Raw genomic sequence first — 20,383 nt, 5'->3', positions numbered from 1 at the left:
ACTCACCTGACAATCGCCGCCGTAAGGCGTCCACAGCCTCTGATTTCCAACCCACGCGCTCAATGCCGCCCTCTTCCCCCTGTGCAAAAAAGAGTCACTAGGGTTTGAATTTTCCCGAATAAAGAAGTAAACGGGCTGCTGCACCACATTGTAACCTTTAGCCCCGAGCCGCCATGTATTACGATACCGTCGAAGCCATGAATCGCGCCGCCCTGGAGGAACTCCAGCTCGAGCGCCTGAAGCTGACCATTGAAAAAGCCAGAAAGTCCCCGTTCTACAAGGAACATCTGGCTGGTGTGAATACCGACGACCTCAAATCCGTGGCGGACGTAACCTCACTGCCCTTCACCACCAAGGACGACCTGCGCAGCCAGTATCCCTACGGCATGCTCACCCGGCCCCTGGACGACTTCGTTCGCCTGCACGCCTCCAGCGGCACCACTGGCACGCCCACGGCGATCTTCTACACCCAGGAAGACCTGGACACCTGGGCCGACCTCATGGCGCGCAGCATGTACTGCTGCGGCTGCCGTCGTTCCGACGTGCTCCAGAACATGTCCGGCTATGGCCTGTTCACCGGCGGCCTGGGCATTCACAACGGCAGCGAGCGGCTGGGCATGCTCACGGTCCCGGCGGGAGCGGGCAACACCAAGCGCCAGATCAAGCTCATCCGCGACTTCAGCGTCACGGTCCTGCACATCATCCCCTCCTTCGCCCTCTACTTCGCGCAGAAGGTGAACGAGGCCGGATTCGACGTAAAGGATATGCCGTGGCGTATCGCGCTCATCGGCGCGGAGCCGCACACCGAGGAAACCCGGCGAAAGGTTGAGGAGATGATGCACATCAAGGCCTACAACTCCTACGGCCTCTCAGAGATGAACGGCCCGGGTGTGGCCTTCGAGTGTATCGAGCAGAAAGGCATGCACGTCTGGGAGGACGCCTACATCGCGGAGATCATCAACCCCGACACAGGGGAACACGTGGCCGAGGGCGAGATCGGCGAACTGGTCATGACCACCCTCCTGCGCGACGGCATGCCCCTCATCCGCTACCGCACCCGTGACCTGACCCGGTTCGTCCCGGGCGACTGCGCCTGTGGGCGCACGCACCGGCGCATAGACCGCATCGCGGGCCGCGCCGACGACATGATGATCCTCAAGGGCGTGAACATCTACCCCATGCAGATCGAGCAATGCCTCATGTCCATGCCGGAAGTGGGCCAGAACTACCTGATCGAACTGATCACCGAGGGCGTCACCGATCAGCTCAAGGTCAAGGTGGAGATCAAGGACGAATTTTTCGTGGAAGACATGCGCGCCCTGCAAGGGTTGCAGAAAAAGATCGCCAAGAACCTGTGCAGCGAAATCCTGATCACCCCCCGAGTGGAACTCTGCCAGCACGACTCCATCCCCAAGAGCGAGGGCAAGGCCGTGCGCGTGATCGACAACCGCAAGAAATAGCCGGAGACCGACATGGAATACGTCTGGGCCGTTCTGGTCATCCTCCTGCTGTGCCTGTCCCAGGTGCTTCAGCTCTTCTCCATGCCCGCCAACTGGCTGGCCCTGGGGCTGATCGCGCTGTGGAGATACCTCTACCCCGAGTCCATGTCCTGGAACTACGTCATCATCATGGGCGTGGTGGCGGGCATTGCCGAAGCCATGGAGTTTATTCTCCAGGCCCGCTATGCCGGTAAATACGGCGCATCCAGACGGGGCAACATCGGCGGCATCATCGGCGCGGTGGCCGGAGCCATCTTCGGCGCGCCCTTCTTCCTCGGCGTGGGCGCCCTGCTCGGCGCCTTGGGCGGCGCATGGCTCGGCTGCTTCATCGCCGAGAGCCCGGGCCGCTCCAGGCCCGAGGCCATGCTCGCCGCCAAGGGCGCGTTCGTGGGCAAGGCCCTGGGCTTCACGCTCAAGACCGCCATCGGCGCAGTTATCGTGGTCATGTCCATCCCCCGCGTCTGGCCGTAGGCAAAAGGCCTCCGGCGGCTGGGGGAAGGGGAGAGGGGAACCCTTTGCAAAGGGTTCCCCTCTCCCCTTCCCCCAGACCCCCATCCCCTCTCCCTTCCTAAACTCTTTGGGTTCGCTTCGCTCAGAAGCGAGTGGAGGCATGGCTTGCCATTGATTGCCGAGGGATAGGTGGGCAACAGAGGAGTAAAAAAGCCGGTCATCTGACCGGCTTTTTTTAGCTACAAAATTCCCTTTTCTTCAAGATATGCCATTACGCGGGAGGTTTCCGCCGACGCCATGGTTCCGCCGAGAGATACGGCCACAGCGCAGGCTTCGCAGATTTCCTCGACGCTCGCCCCGAGTTCGAGCGCGTTTTCCGTCTGGTAGAGGATGCACCCTCGGCAGCCATGAACCAACCCGCCGACAAGGGCCATGAGGCGCTTGTGCCGGGCGCTGATCACGCCGTCCTTGTAAACTTCCTGCGGTAACGGATCATACACGTCCGCTATCTCCGGCATGGCGTCCTTGTAGGCCTGCCAGTGACGGCCGATGCTTTCCTTGAGGGCAATCTGACTTTCTTTCATCGCTGTCTCCTTTGGTTGCGTTTTTTCCTTTGCTAACGCCTGGCTGACTCATTCGACAAACGAATTCTCTTGATGTAATTCATAAGTATGTTTGATGAGACAACCATGACGCAACTTGCGCCGGATGTGCTGCGAACCTTTGTGTCGGCCGCCGACACGGGCAGCTTCACCCGTGCCGGGGACGCAGTGCACAGAACGCAATCCGCTGTGTCCATGCAGATAAAACGACTAGAGACCGAATTGGGAAAAACGCTGTTCGTCAGGGAAGGGCGCGGCGTGACATTAACTGCCGAGGGAGAGATACTCTATCGGTTCGCCCGCCGTTTGCTGGCGCTCCATGATGAGGCCCTGGCCGCCATCGGTACGCCCGGAGTGAAAGGCGTGGTCCGTTTCGGCGCCCCGGAGGATTACGCGAGCCTGCATCTCCCGGCCATCCTGAAGCGGTTTGCCTCGTCCCATCCCCTGATTGAGGTGGAGGTCTACTGTGACGCCTCGCCCACCCTAAGGGAACGGTTCGCCAGGCGGGAACTTGATGTCATGCTCGCCACCGGAGAGCCTGCTTCCGACGCACACACCCATCGGCTCGATCTGGCCTGGGCCGTGGCCGACCGGGGCGAAGCTCTTGAAAAACGGCCCCTGCCCCTGGCTCTATTTCATGCTGGGTGCCTGTATCGCCGGAATGCATTGGCCGCCCTGGAAACAGCAGGGATAGAGTACCGCATAGCGTATGGCAGCCCGAGCATGGCCGGGGTGCTGGCCGCAGTACAGGCGGGCCTGGCCGTGGCCCCGGTCACTCGCAACTGCCGGGCCCCAGGCTGCCGCCGGGTGACGGCCAAAGAGGGATTGCCGTCCATCGCCCCCGTGGCCATGGAACTGCACAAGGCGGAAACGGAGAATGAAGCCGCCGACACCTTCCACAGCTTCATCGCGGACATGCTGTCCGGCGAAGAATGGAACGCCTGAAGTATCCCCGGTCGGCCTGCTACTCCAACGAGCCGTTCAGTTCCGCCTGCGCCAGGTCGTAGCCGTAACGGATGAGCGGGGCCGCCCTGTCGAACTCCAGGATGGTGCACAGGTTCTTGGGGACCTCCAGCAGATGGTCTGGCGGATAGGCCGCAATTTTCTGCCGCGCTATGGCGCCCTGCATGGTCTCGAAGGACTGGGCTGCGATATCGAAGGCCTTTATGTTCAGAGAGCTTCGGGGAATGCTCGAGCGAATCTTGCCGATGAAATCCGAAACCGCTTCGGTCAGAGGCGAAAGCTCCTCCTCGTGATCGGCGAAGATTGACTCCGGGTCGTCCATGGGCGGACCGCAGACGTTGACCGCGATGGTCACGTCGCTGTGATCGCTGAAGGTAGGTGCAATGGGCACCGGATTCAGGATGCCGCCGTCCACCAGGTCCTCTCCCCGATACTGGTATGGGGTGAAGAAGATGGGCATGGAGATGGACGCCCGGATGGCCTCGAACATGGGCCCCTCGTCGAACCAGACTTCACGGGCGCGAGAAAGGTTGGCGGCCACGGCAGTAAAGGCGATGGGCAGGTCTTCAATCCGGCTGTCTCCCACCAAATCCTTGAGTGTATTGATAATCTTGCCACCTTTGAACAAGCCGCCCATGCCCAGGGATAGATCCAGAAGCTTCACCATGTCCGACTTGGTCACGGCCCGAACCCACTTCTCGAACTCGTCCAGCTTGCCTATGGCGTGGATACCACCCACCAGTGCTCCCATGGAGCAGCCCGAAATGGACTTGATCCGATAGCCGTTTTCCTCCAGCCAGCGAATGACGCCTATGTGAGCCAATCCCCGCGCGCCTCCGCTGCCGAGGACGAGGGAAACCGTTTTCTTTCTGCGCATGATCTATCTTCCTTGATCTCCTGTTGAACTGCCACGCACCATAGCACCAAGGCCGTACCGCCGGTCAATGGACGATGCTGTGACAAAAACCGGGCGGACAGGCTTCCCGCCAACGCAGTGCGCACATTTTTGGTTGCGTCCAGCAGTGTTTTAGGCGAACTTGGGAGGCCGTTTTACGGCGATATTCATGGACAGAACCAACTTTACCGGGTGCAATAATGACTGCAGATCTTTTCCCCACCTATCGCGGCGACATGGAGTACTTCTGCCTTGGTTGCGGCAAGCGCTTCCCCACCGACGAACTCTACTACACCTGCCCCGACTGCGGTGGCGTGTTCCTGCTGGAGAACCTCTCCTTCGACGAGTTGAAAAAAACGCCGGGTGAGGAGTGGAGGAAGATTTTCGACGCACGCGCCGCGTCCAAGAAGACCGCCCTGCGCGGCATTTTCCGCTTCTATGAGCTGATGGCTCCGGTGCTGGAGGAAGAGGACATCGTCTACCTGGGCGAGGGCAACACCCCGCTGGTGGAGTCCAGCCCGGCCCTGAAGGCCGCGACCGGCATCCGCACCGCCTACAAGAACGACGGACAGAATCCCTCCGCCTCCTTCAAGGACAGGGGCATGGCCTGCGGCTTCTCCTACCTGCGCGCGCTCATCCGCAAGCACGGCTGGGACCAGATCCTGACCGTCTGCGCCTCCACGGGCGACACATCCGCCGCTGCGGCCCTCTACGCCTCCTATGCGGGCGGAGCCATCAAGTCCGTAGTCATCCTGCCCCATGGCAAGGTCACCCCGGCCCAGCTCGCCCAGCCGCTCGGCTCCGGCGCGGTGGTCCTGGAGGTGCCCGGAGTATTCGACGACTGCATGAAGGTAGTCGAGCACCTGGCCGACAACTACCGCGTGGCCCTGCTCAACTCCAAGAACGCCTGGCGCATCCTGGGCCAGGAGTCCTACGCTTTCGAATGCGCACAGTGGTACGACTGGGACATGAAGGGCAAATGCATCTTCGTGCCCATCGGCAACGCGGGCAACATCACCGCCATCATGGCCGGTTTCCTCAAGCTCTACGACCTGGGCGTCATCTCCGACCTGCCGCGCATCTTCGGCGTGCAGTCCCATCACGCGGACCCGGTCTACCGCTACTACGCCGTGGACGATCCCAAGGAACGCAAGTACGAGCCGGTGACCGTCAGCGCCTCCGTGGCCCAGGCCGCCATGATCGGCAGCCCGGTCTCGTTCCCGCGCGTGAAGTATTTCGCCGAAAAATTCGAGGCCGTGGGTGGCAAGGAAGCCTTCCAGGTCATCCAGGTCACCGAGCAGCAGATCATGGACTCCATGATCCAGGCCAACCGCAACGGGCACATCGCCTGCACCCAGGGCGGCGAGTCCTTTGCCGGCGCCAAGCGCGCCATGGAGCTGGGCCTGATCTCCGATGAGGAGCTGTGCATCCTTGACTCCACGGCTCACCAGCTCAAGTTCGTGGATTTCCAGAATATGTACTTCGACAATGCCTTCCCGCCCGAGTTCGAGGTCACCCCGGACATGAGCCTGGCCAACAAGCCGGAGCTGGTCATCACCCCCGAGGAAAAGGAACGCCTCTCCGCCGAGGAATACACTCGCACCACCGCCGACAACGTGGTGGCAAAGCTGGGGCTGGAAAAAAAGTAACTACTCCACCAAGGCTTGCCGTGCCCGAATGGCAAGCCAAGACTCACCTCCCCTTGGCCTCCACTTGCGCGAAGCGCAGACAAAGAGTTTAGGAAGGGAAAGAGGGGATGGGGGTCCGGGGGAAGGGGAGAGAGGGAGAGCCCTTTGCAAAGGGTTTCCCTCTCTCCCCTTCCCCCGGCCGCCGGAGGCTCACAATGGCAAAAAAGCAGCGAGCGGATCAGTTGTTGGCCTCCGGGGGCTACGTAGAGAGCCGGGAGAAAGCCAAACGGCTGATCATGGCCGGGAAGGTCCACTACCTGGACCGGGGCCAGAAGATTCCGGTAACCAAACCAGGCCAGCAGTTTGCGCAGGACACCGAGTTTACGGTCCCGGAGGACAGCCGGTACGTGTCTCGCGGCGCGTACAAACTGCTCACGGCCATCGACGAATTTTCCATCGACTTCACAGGCAAGGTCGCACTTGACGCCGGGGCCTCCACCGGCGGGTTCACCGACTGCATGCTCCAGCACGGAGCTGTGCGGGTCTATGCCGCCGACGTGGGATACGGGCAGTTGCACGAAAAGCTCCGGCAGGACGACCGGGTGGTGAATCTGGAGCGAACCAATATTCGCCATGCCGAGGCGGACCTGATCCCAGAACCGGTGGACGTCATCGTGGCCGATGTCTCCTTCATTTCACTGACCAAGATCCTGCCCGCCTGCCTCCAGTTCCTACGGGCCGGAGGCGAGCTGGCCGTGCTGATCAAGCCGCAGTTCGAGCTGGGGCCCGGCCAGACGGACAAAGGCGTGGTACGCGATGAATCCCTGCGCCAGGAGGCCGTGGACATGGTCACCGATTTCTGCCGGACCGAGCTGGGCCTGACCGTGGAAGGCGTGGTGCCCTCCAGCATACTCGGTCCCAAGGGCAACCAGGAATATCTGGCCTATATGAAGAAACCCCGGTGACACCATGCTCCGGGGACTGATCTACGCGCTCCTCTCGGCAACAGCCTTCGGGTGCATGGCCATCCTGGTCAAGCTTGGCTATCAGGCGGGCATGACCGGGTCCGAGATGATGCAATACCGCTTCACCTACGCGGCGGTCATCCTGTTCGCCGCCCTGCTCGTCAAGGACAGGCGACTACTCGTCATCTCCCGCAAGGGACTGGCCGCGTGCGCCTTCCTGGGCCTTGTGGTCTATTGGCTCCAGACCAGCTGCTTCGTGCAGGCGCTGGCGACCATCCCGGCGTCTACCACCGCCCTGGTGCTCTACGTGCACCCGGTGACCGTCACCCTGCTGTCCATCTGGCTGCTGAAGATGAAACCGGACCGCGTGGTGGGACTCTCCCTCGGCCTGGTGATGGGTGGCTGCTGCCTGGTGTTCTATGACGCCTTTCTCAAGGCCGTCGACCCTGCCGGTCTGCTCTACGCCACCGGAGCCATGATCTTTTTTTCCATCTATCTGATTCTGGTGCAGATACTGCTCAAAGGAATCCGGCCGCTAACCGCCACCGTGTACGTCATCTCCTTCGCCGCCATCTCCTTCACCCTGACAGGCAATCCCGGCGGTTGGCTGGAGTTGACGCCGAAAACCTTCGCCATCGGGTTCGCCCTGGGCGTGGTCCCCGGCGTCATAGCGGTGAGTCTGCTCTATCTCGCCATAGAAAAGGTAGGCAGCGCGTACGCTTGCATTTTCTCCACCGTGGAACCCGTGGTCACTCTTGCTGCGGCTGCTGCGTTTCTGAATGAAAACGTGGTGTTGTTGCAGATTGGCGGCGCGGCGCTGATCATCCTGGGCATTGTCATCCCCAACGCCCGCGTCCTCACGCTTTCGAAAAAGCTCGAGACGGGCTAATCCGAAACTGCGCCCATATCGTCGAAATACTTGCCCACCAGACGAAGGTGGGCCTTTTCCTCGCGGGCCAGTTGCTGAAGGATGTCCCTTGTCTCGGGATTCTCCGCCCGAGCGGCGCAACGAAGGTAGTAGTCCAGGGCCTGGGCCTCGATCATGGCCGCCATCTCGAGCACGCCCTTGTCGCCCTCGAAGGCCGGGGCGTATTCCTCAAGGAAAGCCTCAAGGTCAACTCCTCCTTCCACTTCATTGCCTGCCTTGCCCAGAGCCACGTCCTCGACCATCCCGCGCGGGACCTTGTCTCCGACTATCCTGGTGTAATGATTGTAGAGGACGTCCTTGTGCCGGTCCTCGAACCCGGCCAGTTTCTGGAACAGTTCGATGCGCTCCAGAGTCTCGGCGACGTCGGCGCGGTGCAGATAGAATTCCTGGAGCGAGCTCTCCATGGCGTAGGCCTTGATGATCACCTCCACCGGGGCCTCATCCCCGGTGATCACGGCCATGCCGAGCTCAATTGGGCCGAAGGCGGTGTGCCCCTGCCAGGCCATGGCTCCACCCACCAGGTTGTAGACGGGGTCGAATCCCTGTCCATTAAGCAACCCGGCTGCGGCGGAACTGCGCCCGCCGGAAAGACAGTAGACGAGCACCGGCTTGCTGCGGTCCACTTCGTCCAACCGATCCGGCAATTCGGCCAAAGGAATGAGCCGCGCGCCCGGGATGTGAAATTCCTCATATTCCCAGTCCTGCCGGACATCCAGCAGGAAATACTCTTCGGGCTTGTGCCTGTTCATGTACTCCCGGGCTTCCCCGGATTCCATCATCTGTACCGGCTGTGTCATATCTACCTCGCTGTTCACGCAAAAAACGGCACGGAGTCCGCAACAGCCTAAGGCAGGACAAAAGTCTGCGTCAATACCGTTAGAAATTAATACGTTCACTTCCCGTATGGGAAAATGTCAGTTGTGAGGATCAAACGGCGAACAGAATGGCGACGACGGCGCAACCGCAAAGAGCGACGAGCGTATCCAGTCCGCTCCAGGTGAAATCGGGCACCCAGGCCTCATGGCTGTCCAGCCCCCGACCGGCAACTGCCAGGGTCTGATTCCATGTCTTCTGCCCCAGAACGCGGAGAAAGGCCTGGGGAATGAGCTGCATGCGCCGCCAGAGCGGACACCCTGGCCAGCGAAGACCGAGGGTTTCCTTTATCTGAGCGAGGGAAGAAAGGCACAGAGGCAGGAAATGGACCATGAGGGCCAGGGAGAGCGCCACCTGCCACGCGCGCTCTCGGCCCAGGAAAGGGCGCAAAGCCCAGGAAAGGGCCAAGCCCAGAGAGCGGGATGAGGTAGACAGGGCGAGACACAACCCAAGCGAAATCAAAGCGGCCAGCCGCAGACCTAGCAGCAGGGCCGAGAGGACGACTTGAGCCAGGGGAAGGCCGAAAAAGGCATCGAGCGCGCCCTTCATGACGACCCAGAAAAGGAGGAAAAAAAACAGACTGCGGATCATGCGCCCCTCCATGGGGCGAGCGGCAACCAGTCCGACGACAAACCATGACAATGCCAGAAGGCAGGCACTCAGAGGCCAGGGAGATGCGGCCCAGAATAACGGTCCCAGCACCAGGGTGAGCCCCACCTTCAGGCGCGGGTCCAGCTCTCCGGCCATGGCGGCCGCCCGAACCATCATCGGCCTCCGCCCCATGGCTTGATCCCCAGCCCGGTACTCCACGAGCACGGGGGGCGTACGGCGTGATCCCGGACATGGTCCAGAACTTCCTCCGGCGGACCGGCAAGGGCCACCCTGCCGCCGTCGAGCACCACCAGAGCATCAACCAGATCCACCATGCACTCGAGATCATGGGAAGAAACCAGCTGGGTCAGCCCGGCATCCCGGCTCTCTACGAGCAGACGGCGCATCTCTGTCATGCCGGGATAGTCGAGTCCGCTGAACGGCTCGTCCAGCAGCAGGACCTCCGGGCCATCAAGCAGGGCGGCGGCGAGGCAGAGCTTGCGCTTCATGCCCCAGGACAGGGTTTGCACCGGCCTGTCCCAGACGTCCAGAAGATGAAAGCGGGCAGCCATGGTATGAGCTGCGGCGACTGCATCCTCTGTACGCCTCCTGCCCAGGAGCAGATCCTCTTCCACTGTGCCGCCGAGAATCTGAAGGTCGGCGTCCTGCATGACCATGCGGCAACGAGCCCGGATGCCCTTCTCGTCTCCGGGACTCTCCACCCCTCCCACCGAGAGGCTGCCTGAGGAGGGCGAATAGAGTCCGGCCACCAGGGAGAGCAGCGTTGATTTGCCGCTCCCGTTGGCGCCCACCAACCCGACCAACTCGCCCCGCCCCACGGACAGGGAAACAGAGGAGAGCACCCCGCCGCCGGACGGGTACTGAAAATCGAGATTGGACAGGGTAATCATTCGCGCTCCTTTGCGCCTGATCGCGCGAAAACACCCTCTCCCAGGAGAAGACATCCTGTCAACTTCCCGATGAGAGTGAGGCAGCGCGGACGAGGAGATACCATTAAAACAAAAGGCCCCTGCCGAGGCAGGGGCCTTGTATTCGCAGGAGTCGGCCCGCTTAGAAGCTGTAGCCGAGAGAGACGCCGGTTACCCAGGTCTTGCCGTCCTTGAAATCAACATCCCAATCGGCGCCGCCGGGAACGTTGGGATCATCAATGCCCAGGTCGTGACGGCTCTTGGCGGAAACGTACATGAAGGACCAGTCAGCGGTCCATTTGTCCCACTTGAAGCCCAGACCGGTCGAATACAACTGCCGGTCATTGGCGGGCAGCATGAAGGAGGCGTCGCCAGCGCGGGTGGGAGTCTGGTCGTAGATGTAACCGAAACGAAGCGCCAGCCACTGCTTGAGCCAGTACTCGGTTCCAAGCTGGAAGCGCCAGGTGTTCTTGTAGTGCAGCGGGGTTTCCGAGTTCAGTACCGCGCCCTCATAAACCATCTTGTCGGTGTGTTCCCAACGGGTATGCACCACGTCGAACTCCCAAGTCCACTCATCCATGGGCTGATACCCCACGGCAAATGTGTAGCTGCCGGGAAGTGTGGCGTGAATATCCTGATCGTCTTGGGTGGAAGCTCCGGAACGTTGGTTCCAGGCAGAGCCGGAGGTATACATCTTCATGGGGGCGCGGTAGGTGAGACCGAGCGCCCACTGGTCATTGACGTCATAATGCAGAGCGAGGTTGCCGCCGAAAGCATACCCTTCCGTATCGGCGTCGATCTGGTAATCGGTACCGAGGATGTTGATATTCCGCTTGATCTTGATGCCGCCCTTGAGCACCTCTACACCAACAGCGAGAGAGAGGTTGTCAGTGAGCTTGAAAGCAATGTTGGGGTTGAAGGAGATGGATTCGAGCAGGACCTGCTGCAGGCTGCCCTTGCCAATCCAGTCGTGATCGTATTCGGTGCCCAATCCGTAGCGGGTAAACAGGCCGAAACCGAGCCAGACATCCTCATTGGAGCCCATCTGCTGCGTGTAATACGCATGCGGCACCACGTGGATGTTGGCCTTTGTCTTGTTCTTGTCTCCATCTACCACGACGGTGGATTGCGGAGAAATCAGCGTGAAGCCGCCAAGGACATGACCGCCTTCCAGCTTGGTCATGAGCGCCGGGTTGGTGGCGACGACCGATGCGTCCCCGGCAAAGGCGTACCCGGTGGTACCCATGGCCACGCCGCGGCTGCTCCACTCATAAAGAGCGAATCCTCCCGCATAAGCGGCGGTGGCGGTCAGGCTCAGAAAAAGAGCACAAAAAAAGAATATGGACGCACGTTTCATCCTTCCCCCATTGGGCTGCCGCCGACACTGCGACAACCGGCTTTCAGCGATCCCTTCACCCTCCCAGATTCAGCGAACTGCGTCGCTGCGGGACCACTCAGTTAATATTTGCACAAACGCAAAATGCATAACCCAAGCGTAACTTTGTGTAAATATAACTTTTAATTGAAACGAGTGTTTAAAAACGATGTTTAACACTCTGCCCTGAAAAACGGGAAGAAAGCGGCACGGTTCTGGCAAAACATCTCCTGCGGGGAAATTACTTCCCGCCCAACAGCGAGAATGCCATGCTTCCGAAACTGGACATCAAGGAAAAGAATTTTCACGCCATGATCCTGGTCGGCGGATTTGCCGGAGTCCTTGAGGGCTCCCTGCGCCAGGGACTCACCCTGCACACCATGTTCCCCGGCATGATGCTCACATTGGTGGCGGCTTTCACCGGCGGATTCACGGGCTTTTTCTTCAAGGACCTCTTCCGCACATGGCGCGGCATGCCCCCTTATCGCGGCGTGAACAACGACGGGTGGACCATGGGCGCGTTTCTCGGTTCGGTGCTGGGGGTACTCTGGCAGATCGCCAACTCGGACAACGGAGCCAACCTGGTCATCGGTTCCATGACCGGATCATTTCTCGGGGCCATGTTCGGCGCCTTCCCGGATGAATTCGTTACTCCGATTCTGGAATTGATGCGAGCCCGCGAGGCGGCCAAGCAGACCGGCGAGGAAGAGCGAGCCGCCCAGCCGCATTCTTAGAGTACTGGCGTCGGCCTCCGCTGCCCGTGGTCAGGCTCACCACAGAAAAAGGCCTCCGGCGCGAGCCGAAGGCCTGATTTGCTATCGGTAATCCAGTACTTAACGCATTTCCACCCAGATGACTGCGCCCAATTCCAGCTCGCGGCCTTCATACGGCTGGCTGTCGGCGTTAAGGCCGGCAAACCCCCACCACCCTTTCCAGGGACAGGCGAAGGTGAACACGCCATTGCCGTCGGCCATCACCTCCTGAGTGACCATGCGCTCGTTGGGAGCGGTCCGCTTGCCATCCTTGTTGTAGTACTCCACCTCGACGCGGGTGTAGGGAGCGGGCTTGCCGTCGAGCATGACGATGCCCTGGAAGACATTGCCGGCGTAGTTGCCGAAGGGCCTGGTAAGGGGCACGATCTCGGTCTTCAGGCCGAGAGGCTTGTTCCACTCCTCGCCTTCGCCGTAGGCGTCGATCACGACTTTGGTGATATGACGGATGTAGTTGTTCTCCGCATCCTCCTTGTAGGGGACCGGATCAAACACGAAAGCGTACAAGCCGGGACGGCGCGGGGTGAACTGGGTCTGCCAGGCCATGTGATCCATGACCTTGCATTCCTTGAGGGAGGCCTTGAGGTCGGTCTTGTCTTCACCGTTGGCCACGACAAAAAATTCGGCGGGCTTTTCCAGATTCATCCCTACCATCTCGAAGGGATGAGAAAAGGACAGGGTCAGGTTGACCGTCCGCTTGTCCTGATCCAACTCGTCCGTATCCGGGATGAGCATCCCGAAATGCGCCCAGGCCGCCGTGCTCCCCAGTACAGTCAACACCAATGCCAAAAGCAACGCTCTCGCTTTCATCACACACTCCTCGTGAATAGCACTTGTCAGGGTTTCATAACCAATTGATGCATACTCATATCAAAACGGTAACACCTGTCAAGCGCAAAGCTTTTTTTGATAGCACACCTGAGAAGAATGGATTCTATGAATTCGGCGTGTTGCGCCAGCGACGGGCCAGCCAGACGCCCGAGAGGTTGTGCCACAGGCTGAACAAGGCTCCTGGCAAGGCGCTGGCCGCACCGAAGTACTTGACCGCCAGGGCCACGCCCAGTCCGGAGTTCTGCATGCCGACCTCAATGGCCAGGGTGCGTGCGTCGCGCCTGGAGCAGCGGGCAAGTCGCGCCAGTCCGTACCCCATGGCAAGGCCAAGACCGTTGTGCAAAGCCACGGCAACGAGAACCAGCACGGGAAAAGCCAGCAGGGTCTGCTGGTTCAACCCGATGATGCAGGCGATGAGCAAGGCAATGACCAGGATGGAAAGGGAAGGAAAGTAGCGCAAAAAAGGCTCCAGCCGTTTGCGGAAAAGCCGCCGCAAGACCAGCCCGTCCACTAGCGGGAAGACCACGATCCAGAAGACCGAGGCGACCATGGAACCGAAATCGATGTCGATCCGCCTCTCCAACACGAGGTAGATGATCGACGGGGTCAACAGGGGAGCCAGACAGGTGGAGGCCAGCGTCATGGTCACCGAGAGCGGCACGTTGGCCCTGGCGAGGTAGGTGATGACGTTGGAGGCCGTGCCGCCAGGGCAGGCGCCGACCACGACCATGCCGATGAGCGCCTCCGCAGGAAGCCCCAAGGCAAAGGAGATGCCCACGGCCAGCAGGGGCATGATCAAATACTGCATGACCATACCGAAGCACACCAGGGGCCACTTCCTGAGGATTTCGCGGAAGTCCTCGAACTCCAGAGTGAGCCCCATGCCGAACATGATGATCCCCAGGCCGAGGGGAATATGCGGCTTTACCCAGGTGAAGGAAGGAGGATAGGCCAGGGCCACACAGGACAGGACAACAGCGATGCCGATGAACTGCCGCTCGATGAATTGCGGAATTCGCTCCATATACATGGCTGTGGCGTGGCGGAATTTCCGTACCATGTCAACCGAAGACGCCTTATTGGCCCAAAACCCACAAGGAAGGTTGACGAACCCCCCTGTTACGCTGTAGGAACGGTATTCCCATTTTGGAGGGAAGCCGGACGGCGGTCGCGCTGAGAACCCCGTCAGGTCCGAAAGGAAGCAGCGGTATCGGTTGCTATCGGGTGTCCGGTTTCCACTCAAAGGCGCGTTCCTCGGAACGCGCCTTTTATTTTTTGTAACCTTTTGCCGTGCCGGACCGTTGTTAAGAGTAGGAGGAGATGATGCCGTTACGCACTTTCAGCCCTGGAGGCTGCCATGAGCGAAGACATCACCGGAAGCGCCATCCTGACGATGGCCGAAATACAATTCCTGCTGGCCGACGTCTTTTGGCTTGAAGCCGAAACGCCGGACCAGCCAGACTCGGACAACGATCCCCACGCGGGAGCCGATATGCCACTGTGGGATGAATACTTCATCGTCTCCAACGACACCCCGCCCTCGCAGGATCATTCCTGACCATTGAGGAGCCCGCCGGAAGACCCGACGGGCTCCACTCTTTTCCGACCCTTTCGGACCGAAACAAATTCATGAATCCCTCCGGCGCAATCCGCCGAAGCCCGCCTTTCTGCTTCCCGCATGTAATCCTATCCGACACTTCGTTTATATTTCTTTACAAAAAAAAGTGGGATGGAAAATTTTTCCCTTATAATTCGTCAAGATAAAGTTTGTATACTTATTGCATCAAGAATCCTAAACGAAGAACCCGGGAGGGAACCATGAAAACTCTATCTTTCCGTCTGCCGATTCTTCTCGCACTGATTCTGATTCCGCTACTCGCTTCCACAGCGCACGGCGCGGTGCTCTATGGATCGGCCCCAATAGCGACAGGCGCACCAGTAAGCGCAACCTACGAAATGCAGACCGACGCAAGTCCGTCCAGCCCTTACTACACGGGCGACTCCTTCCAGGGATTGGCGGCCTACAACTCCGAAATCTACGGACTGAACCTTGTCAATGAGCTCGTCAGATTGATTGGTCCGGTTTCACACTATACAATAGGAACGGTTACCAACAACGGCGACCAGATATCTTCTCTCGGCGGGTTGGCCTTCAACTCCGGGGGCAGCCTGTACGCGGCGGGAAACGATCCGATCCTCTATGGGCTGGACCCCACCACCGGAGCAGTGACGTCCACGGCCAACCTGATCGCGCCGAGCCCCGTAACGGGCCTCTCCTTCGCCACGGGCGGAGCGGCAGGCTCCTCCATCGGGGGGCACGTGCTCGAGGAGGACGATCTCCTTGCGGTCACGGATACCGAGCTGCTGCTCCTGTTGCTTGATGAATTGACCGGCGACTACCTCCCAATTCCTCTTTGGCAAATGCCGGGCCTCTCCTCCATCGCCTTTGACGACGACGGCAGGCTCTACGTCGGTACCAGCACAGGACTGATGGAATGGGACTTCGGCACAAACACCCTCGGATCGGTCGAGGTGCCCGGCCCCGGCCTCGACCTGCCGGCAGCGACCTTTACCGGCCTGACCTCCATGGGTACGCCGTTGGCCACGCCCGAGCCCTCCACCTTCCTGCTGCTCGGCACAGCCCTGATCGGCCTCTACGGTTTACGCAGGCGGTTCTAAAGCGAAAAACAAACTTGCCTCTTCCGGGCAAACGGCAGCCGCCCGGAAGAACAATAGAAAAGGCCCACCGAAAATTCGGTGGGCCTTGTTGGTGTCGTGGCGGAGAGGAGAGGATTTGAACCTCCGACTGAGTTCCCCCAGTACACGCTTTCCAGGCGTGCTCCTTAAGCCGGACTCGGACACCTCTCCGCGTTGAGAGGCAGTAACTACCCAATATGCCGCCGGTTGGCAAGGGAAAAATTGAACCGATTCGAGCGAAGGCGATTTTTCCGTCCGAACAGCCGGTTAGAGGGGTAACTCCAGGCTGCCCCGGAACTCTTCCAGGGACTTGGCGCCGATCTCCTCCAGCAAAGACTCCACCTCGTCCACCAGGGTGAAGGCGAAGTCCGGACGCAGGAAATTGGCCGTGCCCACCTGGACGGCGTGGGCGCCCACCAGGATGAACTCCAGGACGTCTTCCGCCGAGGCGATGCCGCCCATGCCCACCACGGGGATGTCCACGGACCGGACCACCTGATGCACGCAGCGCAGGGCCACCGGCTTGATGGCCGGGCCGGACAGCCCGGCGATGACGTTGGCGATGCGCGGCTTGCGCTTGCGGATGTCCACGGCCATACCCGACAGCGTGTTGATCAGGGACAGGGAGTCCGCCCCACCATCGGCCGCCGCCTTGGCGCAGACCGTGATGTCGGTCACGTTGGGCGACAGCTTGACCATGACGTGCTTGTTGCCGGCGCGCTTCTTGACGGCCTCGGTCACCCTGCCGATCTGGGCCGGGTCCTGGCCGAAGGCGATGCCGCCCTCCTTGACGTTGGGGCAGGAGACGTTGACCTCCAGCGCGGCCACGCCCTCTTCCTCGGCCAACACCGAGGCGAGCTCGCCGAACTCCTCGGCGTCGCAGGCGTACAGGTTGGCCACCACGGTCACGCCCATACGCTTGAGCGCGGGCATGGCCTGGGTCAGGAAATTTTCCACGCCGGGATTCTGGATGCCGATGGCATTGAGCATGCCGCAGGGCGTCTCGGCGATGCGCGGCATGGGGTTGCCCTCGCGCGGCTTGAGAGAAAGCCCCTTGGCCACGATGCCGCCGAGCTTGGTGAGGTCGCCGTAGGCCGCGAACTCCAGGCCGAAGCCGAAGGTGCCCGAGGCGGTCATGATCGGGTTGTCGAGCTCAAGGCCACCGAAAGAAACATGCATATCCATTATAGTAGCCTCCCTACAGCTCCACTTTGTCGGTCCAGAAAACCGGCCCCTTGGTGCAGACCTGAACATGATGTCCTTCGCCGTCCTTGGTCACGCAGCCGAGACAGGCACCCACGCCGCAGGCCATGCGGTTCTCCAGGGATACCTGAGCCCGCGCGCCAAGTTCATTGGCGAAGGCCTGCACTGTCTTCATGAACGGTGTTGGCCCACAGCAGAGCACCAGACCGTCCCGCGCCGCGTAGTCCGCGATCTGTTCCCGCAGGGAGTCGATGATCCGTTGCAGGTCCTCGGGACGCTCCTCGGCCATGCTGCCGGTGGAGACGGTCTTAGAGAGCAGCTCGAAGGGGTAACACTCCTTGGGCAAACGGTGGGCCAGGAAGAGATGCAAATTTTCAGGCTTGGGATGGGACTCGACATAACCGCGAAAGGGAGCTATGCCGATGCCGCCTGCCAGCAAAAGGGTCGGGGTGTCCGGCTCCACCGCAAAGGTGTTTCCAAGCGGCCCCCAGATGGCGACCTCGTCGCCCGGCTGCATGGACACGATGCGGCTGGTCCCGCGCCCCACGTTCTGGACGAACAGGGTCAGGGTCTCGCCATCGCCCGAATAGAGGGAAAACGGCCTGCCCCAAAGCAGGTCCAGCTCCCAGGACGCGGGCCGAATCATGACGAACTGGCCAGACTGCCAGCCGTCCCATCCCGGATATTCCAACGTTATCTCGAAAAACTCACCCGGCCTTTTTGATTGACCGACCGGGGATACATCCAATACCTTAACATTTCGGCAATTCCTCAAGGACATGCGACAAAACCCTTATGAGCAATAAACATATTCCTGAAATAATGGCCCCGGCAGGGGACGCGTCCTCCTACCTGGCCGCCGTCGCCGCTGGTGCGGACGCCGTGTACGTGGGCCTGAAACACTTTTCGGCCCGTATGCAGGCCAATAACTTCTCTATCAGCGAGCTCGCCCGGCTGGCAAGCCTGGGGCGCGATCGCGGGACCAAGACCTACGTTGCCATGAACACGCTCGTCAAGCCCGGCGACGTGGAATCCGCAGGACGCCTCCTGGACAGGCTGCGCGCCACGGTCCAGCCCTACGCCATCATCGTCCAGGACCTGGCCATGATCGAGCTGGCCCGGCAGGTGGGCTTCCAGGGCGAGATTCACCTCTCCACCCTGGCCAACCTGAGCCACCCCGCCGGACTCGCCGTGGCCAAGAAGCTCGGCGCGAACCGCGTGGTCGTCCCCCGCGAGCTGAACCTCGACGAGGTCAAGCTCATGGCCGACGCCTGCCCAAAGGACCTGGACCTGGAAATTTTCGTCCACGGCGCGCTCTGCCACTGCGTGTCGGGCCGCTGCTACTGGTCCAGCTACCTGGGCGGCAAGTCCGGCCTGCGGGGCCGCTGCGTGCAGCCCTGCCGCCGCCTCTACACGACGGGCAAGCAGGACGCCCAACGCCTCTTCTCGTGCAATGACCTCTCCCTGGATGTCCTGACCAAGCCGCTTTTGTCCATGCCCAGAGTCACGGCCTGGAAGATCGAAGGCCGCAAGAAGGGCCCCCACTACGTCTACTACACGGTCCGCGCCTATCAGATGCTCCGCGACAATCCGCAGGACGCCCAGGCCAAGAAGACCGCCCTGGAGCTTCTGGACCAGGCCCTGGGCAGACCCACGTCCCACTCGGTTTTCCTGCCCCAGCGGGCCTTCCAGCCCATCCAGCCGGGCGAGGAGACCAGCTCCGGCCGCCTCGTAGGCGAGGTGAAGCGGGACCAGAAGAAGCTCTATTTCCAGACCCGGGAGCCGCTGCTGCCCGGCGACCTGGTCCGAGTGGGCTACGAGGACCAGCCCGGCCACCGCACCATCCCCATCAGGCGCAAGGTGCCCAAGCGCGGACGCATGGACATCCCCTTTTCCCGCAAGATCCAGGGGCCGCCGCTGCCGTCCGGAACCAAGGTCTTCCTGGTTGACCGCCGTGAGCCCGAGCTGGTCAAGCTGATCAAGGACCTGGAAAAGGAACTCGATTTCTTCCCGGCACCCGAGGCCAAGGAGTCCACCTTCACGCCCACCTGGCCGAAGACGGCTCCCCGGGCGAAGATCAAGCCGGAGAACACCACCCTCTTCCGCACCCCGCCCCACGGCAAGATATTCGGCAAGACCGCCTTCTGGCTGGAGCGGGCCGCCCTGAGCAAGGTACCGCGCGCTTCGGTCTCGCGATCCCAGTGGTGGCTGCCCCCGGTAGTCTGGCCCGAGGAGGACAAGCGCATCCGCTCGCTTCTCAAGGAAGCCGTCAAAAAGGGCGCGCGCGAGTTCGTGATCAACGCGCCGTGGCAGGCCGCCTTTTTCGAGGACCGCAAGAACGCCACCCTTGTGGCCGGTCCGTTCTGCAACGCGGCCAACCGATTGGCTCTCAAGCTGCTCAAGGACCTGGGCTGCTCTTCGGCCATAGTCTCCCCGGAATTGCCGGAAGAAGACGTCTTCGCCCTGGCGCAGAACCCGCCCCTGCCGCTCGGCTTCGTGCTCAAGGGATTGTGGCCATTCGGTATTGCCCGATTCCTGTCCGAGACCGTGCGCTTCGACGAGCCCATCAAGAGTCCCATGCACGAGACGCTCTTTGTCCGCAAATACGGCGGAAACAACTGGATCTACCCCGCCTGGGAGTTGGACTTCTCCAGCGAATACAAGAAGCTTGAGCGGGCCGGATACCGCAACTTCATCACCATCAAGGAGATGTGGCCCAAGGCCGTGCCCCGGCCCAAGCGGACCAGCGTGTTTAACTGGAAGCTCCAGTTATTATAGAGGGGGGACCCCGCCGGGAGCGTTTTTTTGATTCTATATGGATTGAGGGAACCTCCCTTGGTCGACTTTTTGTCAGCTGCCAGCTACTTGGGAGAAGTAAGGACGCCGCCTAATCGGCGGCGATTGATGTTCGAAGGGTTTCGCCCCTTTCGGGGCGACTTACTTTTGGGCTGGCGCGTCCAAAAGTAAGCAAAAGACGCGCTTTTTTGTGCTGCAGCGCGATTTCGGGCCTAAGAGCCGCTAACACGGCTTCCGCTGCCCGAGAAGCTAAAGCCTGCGGGCAGGCGCGCTTCGGGCTAGGCTTCAGCCGTGCAAAGCGGCTCTAAGCCCCGAGCTCGATTACCGATCGTTGCCTGGGGGCTTGAGGCTTACAATGGGCGGCAACAGGCCTTTGCCCATAAAGTCA

General features: G+C 60.8%; 20 protein-coding genes, 1 tRNA gene and 1 other RNA gene. 11 read left to right on the top strand and 11 right to left on the bottom strand.

Annotated elements, in window-relative coordinates; all coding sequences use genetic code 11:
* Positions 1 to 173: 173 nt before the first annotated feature.
* Together GM415_RS10880 and GM415_RS10875 are read left to right on the top strand one after the other, a co-directional pair.
* Positions 174 to 1,460: a phenylacetate--CoA ligase family protein gene (locus tag GM415_RS10880; RefSeq protein WP_158948067.1), complete on the top strand. Its 1,287-nt coding sequence runs from the start codon at positions 174 to 176 to the stop codon at positions 1,458 to 1,460.
* Between the two features lie 12 nt (positions 1,461 to 1,472).
* Complete coding sequence (locus GM415_RS10875; RefSeq protein WP_158948065.1) at positions 1,473 to 1,970, top strand: DUF456 domain-containing protein; 498 nt, start codon at positions 1,473 to 1,475, stop codon at positions 1,968 to 1,970.
* 218 nt (positions 1,971 to 2,188) lie between these two features.
* On the opposite strand, the gene GM415_RS10870 is transcribed toward GM415_RS10875, so the two are convergent.
* Positions 2,189 to 2,533: a carboxymuconolactone decarboxylase family protein gene (locus GM415_RS10870; protein ID WP_158948063.1), complete on the bottom strand. Its 345-nt coding sequence runs from the start codon at positions 2,531 to 2,533 to the stop codon at positions 2,189 to 2,191.
* Positions 2,534 to 2,638: 105 nt separating this feature from the next.
* Here GM415_RS10870 and GM415_RS10865 point away from each other — a divergent pair, with 105 nt between their 5' ends.
* Positions 2,639 to 3,496, top strand: a complete 858-nt coding sequence (locus GM415_RS10865; protein WP_242012228.1) for a LysR family transcriptional regulator — start codon at positions 2,639 to 2,641, stop codon at positions 3,494 to 3,496.
* A 19-nt stretch (positions 3,497 to 3,515) separates the two neighbouring features.
* Here GM415_RS10865 and GM415_RS10860 read toward each other — a convergent pair whose 3' ends face one another.
* Positions 3,516 to 4,391, bottom strand: coding sequence for a patatin-like phospholipase family protein (locus GM415_RS10860; protein ID WP_158948059.1), 876 nt, complete (start codon positions 4,389 to 4,391; stop codon positions 3,516 to 3,518).
* A gap of 218 nt (positions 4,392 to 4,609) precedes the next feature.
* Between GM415_RS10860 and thrC the strand changes: the two genes are divergently transcribed.
* From thrC to GM415_RS10845, 3 genes are all read left to right on the top strand, one after another.
* Positions 4,610 to 6,058 (top strand): threonine synthase, encoded by a 1,449-nt coding sequence (gene thrC, locus GM415_RS10855; RefSeq protein WP_158948057.1) that lies wholly within the window; start codon positions 4,610 to 4,612, stop codon positions 6,056 to 6,058.
* A gap of 194 nt (positions 6,059 to 6,252) precedes the next feature.
* On the top strand, positions 6,253 to 7,002 hold the full coding sequence (locus tag GM415_RS10850) for a TlyA family RNA methyltransferase (RefSeq protein WP_158948055.1): 750 nt from the start codon (positions 6,253 to 6,255) through the stop codon (positions 7,000 to 7,002).
* A gap of 4 nt (positions 7,003 to 7,006) precedes the next feature.
* A complete protein-coding gene (locus GM415_RS10845; protein WP_158948053.1) occupies positions 7,007 to 7,891 on the top strand; it encodes a DMT family transporter in 885 nt (294 codons plus the stop codon).
* On the opposite strand, the gene GM415_RS10840 is transcribed toward GM415_RS10845, so the two are convergent.
* From GM415_RS10840 to GM415_RS10825, 4 genes are all read right to left on the bottom strand, one after another.
* Positions 7,888 to 8,727: a rhodanese-like domain-containing protein gene (locus tag GM415_RS10840; RefSeq protein WP_158948051.1), complete on the bottom strand. Its 840-nt coding sequence runs from the start codon at positions 8,725 to 8,727 to the stop codon at positions 7,888 to 7,890. The genes GM415_RS10845 and GM415_RS10840 overlap by 4 nt on opposite strands.
* 130 nt (positions 8,728 to 8,857) lie before the next feature.
* Complete coding sequence (locus GM415_RS10835) at positions 8,858 to 9,568, bottom strand: energy-coupling factor transporter transmembrane protein EcfT (protein ID WP_242012227.1); 711 nt, start codon at positions 9,566 to 9,568, stop codon at positions 8,858 to 8,860.
* Positions 9,568 to 10,305: an energy-coupling factor ABC transporter ATP-binding protein gene (locus GM415_RS10830; protein WP_158948047.1), complete on the bottom strand. Its 738-nt coding sequence runs from the start codon at positions 10,303 to 10,305 to the stop codon at positions 9,568 to 9,570. The genes GM415_RS10835 and GM415_RS10830 overlap by 1 nt, the downstream gene beginning before the upstream one ends.
* A gap of 160 nt (positions 10,306 to 10,465) precedes the next feature.
* On the bottom strand, positions 10,466 to 11,680 hold the full coding sequence (locus GM415_RS10825; RefSeq protein WP_158948045.1) for an OmpP1/FadL family transporter: 1,215 nt from the start codon (positions 11,678 to 11,680) through the stop codon (positions 10,466 to 10,468).
* Between the two features lie 287 nt (positions 11,681 to 11,967).
* Between GM415_RS10825 and GM415_RS10820 the strand changes: the two genes are divergently transcribed.
* Positions 11,968 to 12,432 carry a hypothetical protein gene (locus GM415_RS10820; RefSeq protein ID WP_158948043.1) on the top strand — a complete coding sequence of 155 codons (465 nt, stop codon included), beginning with the start codon at positions 11,968 to 11,970 and terminating at the stop codon, positions 12,430 to 12,432.
* A gap of 99 nt (positions 12,433 to 12,531) precedes the next feature.
* Here the strand turns inward: GM415_RS10820 and GM415_RS10815 are convergent, their stop codons facing one another.
* Both GM415_RS10815 and GM415_RS10810 read right to left on the bottom strand, forming a co-directional pair.
* Positions 12,532 to 13,278, bottom strand: coding sequence for a DUF4198 domain-containing protein (locus GM415_RS10815; protein WP_158948041.1), 747 nt, complete (start codon positions 13,276 to 13,278; stop codon positions 12,532 to 12,534).
* A gap of 124 nt (positions 13,279 to 13,402) precedes the next feature.
* Entirely contained in the window at positions 13,403 to 14,359 is a 957-nt protein-coding gene (locus GM415_RS10810) for a bile acid:sodium symporter family protein (RefSeq protein WP_422393754.1), read from the bottom strand.
* A gap of 89 nt (positions 14,360 to 14,448) precedes the next feature.
* Here GM415_RS10810 and ffs point away from each other — a divergent pair.
* From ffs to GM415_RS10795, 3 genes are all read left to right on the top strand, one after another.
* An RNA gene (ffs, locus tag GM415_RS10805) (signal recognition particle sRNA small type) lies at positions 14,449 to 14,542 on the top strand.
* 114 nt (positions 14,543 to 14,656) lie between these two features.
* Positions 14,657 to 14,857, top strand: coding sequence for a hypothetical protein (locus GM415_RS10800; RefSeq protein ID WP_158948039.1), 201 nt, complete (start codon positions 14,657 to 14,659; stop codon positions 14,855 to 14,857).
* Positions 14,858 to 15,117: 260 nt separating this feature from the next.
* Positions 15,118 to 15,978, top strand: coding sequence for a PEP-CTERM sorting domain-containing protein (locus tag GM415_RS10795; RefSeq protein ID WP_158948037.1), 861 nt, complete (start codon positions 15,118 to 15,120; stop codon positions 15,976 to 15,978).
* A gap of 97 nt (positions 15,979 to 16,075) precedes the next feature.
* Here GM415_RS10795 and GM415_RS10790 read toward each other — a convergent pair.
* The 3 genes from GM415_RS10790 to GM415_RS10780 all read right to left on the bottom strand — a co-directional run bounded on the left by GM415_RS10790 (position 16,076) and on the right by GM415_RS10780 (position 17,980).
* A tRNA-Ser gene (locus GM415_RS10790) sits at positions 16,076 to 16,167 on the bottom strand.
* 96 nt (positions 16,168 to 16,263) lie between these two features.
* Positions 16,264 to 17,181 (bottom strand): dihydroorotate dehydrogenase, encoded by a 918-nt coding sequence (locus GM415_RS10785; RefSeq protein WP_158948035.1) that lies wholly within the window; start codon positions 17,179 to 17,181, stop codon positions 16,264 to 16,266.
* Positions 17,182 to 17,194: 13 nt separating this feature from the next.
* Positions 17,195 to 17,980 (bottom strand): iron-sulfur cluster-binding protein, encoded by a 786-nt coding sequence (locus GM415_RS10780; protein ID WP_158948033.1) that lies wholly within the window; start codon positions 17,978 to 17,980, stop codon positions 17,195 to 17,197.
* Positions 17,981 to 17,994: 14 nt separating this feature from the next.
* Here GM415_RS10780 and GM415_RS10775 point away from each other — a divergent pair, with 14 nt between their 5' ends.
* Complete coding sequence (locus GM415_RS10775; RefSeq protein ID WP_158948032.1) at positions 17,995 to 19,977, top strand: peptidase U32 family protein; 1,983 nt, start codon at positions 17,995 to 17,997, stop codon at positions 19,975 to 19,977.
* Positions 19,978 to 20,383: the final 406 nt, after the last annotated feature.

The organism is Pseudodesulfovibrio cashew, from assembly GCF_009762795.1.
In the GTDB taxonomy this organism is placed as follows: Bacteria; Desulfobacterota; Desulfovibrionia; order Desulfovibrionales; family Desulfovibrionaceae; genus Pseudodesulfovibrio; species Pseudodesulfovibrio cashew.
Note: the sequence above shows the minus strand (reverse complement) of the source record. Positions and strands in the feature narration are given on the sequence as shown.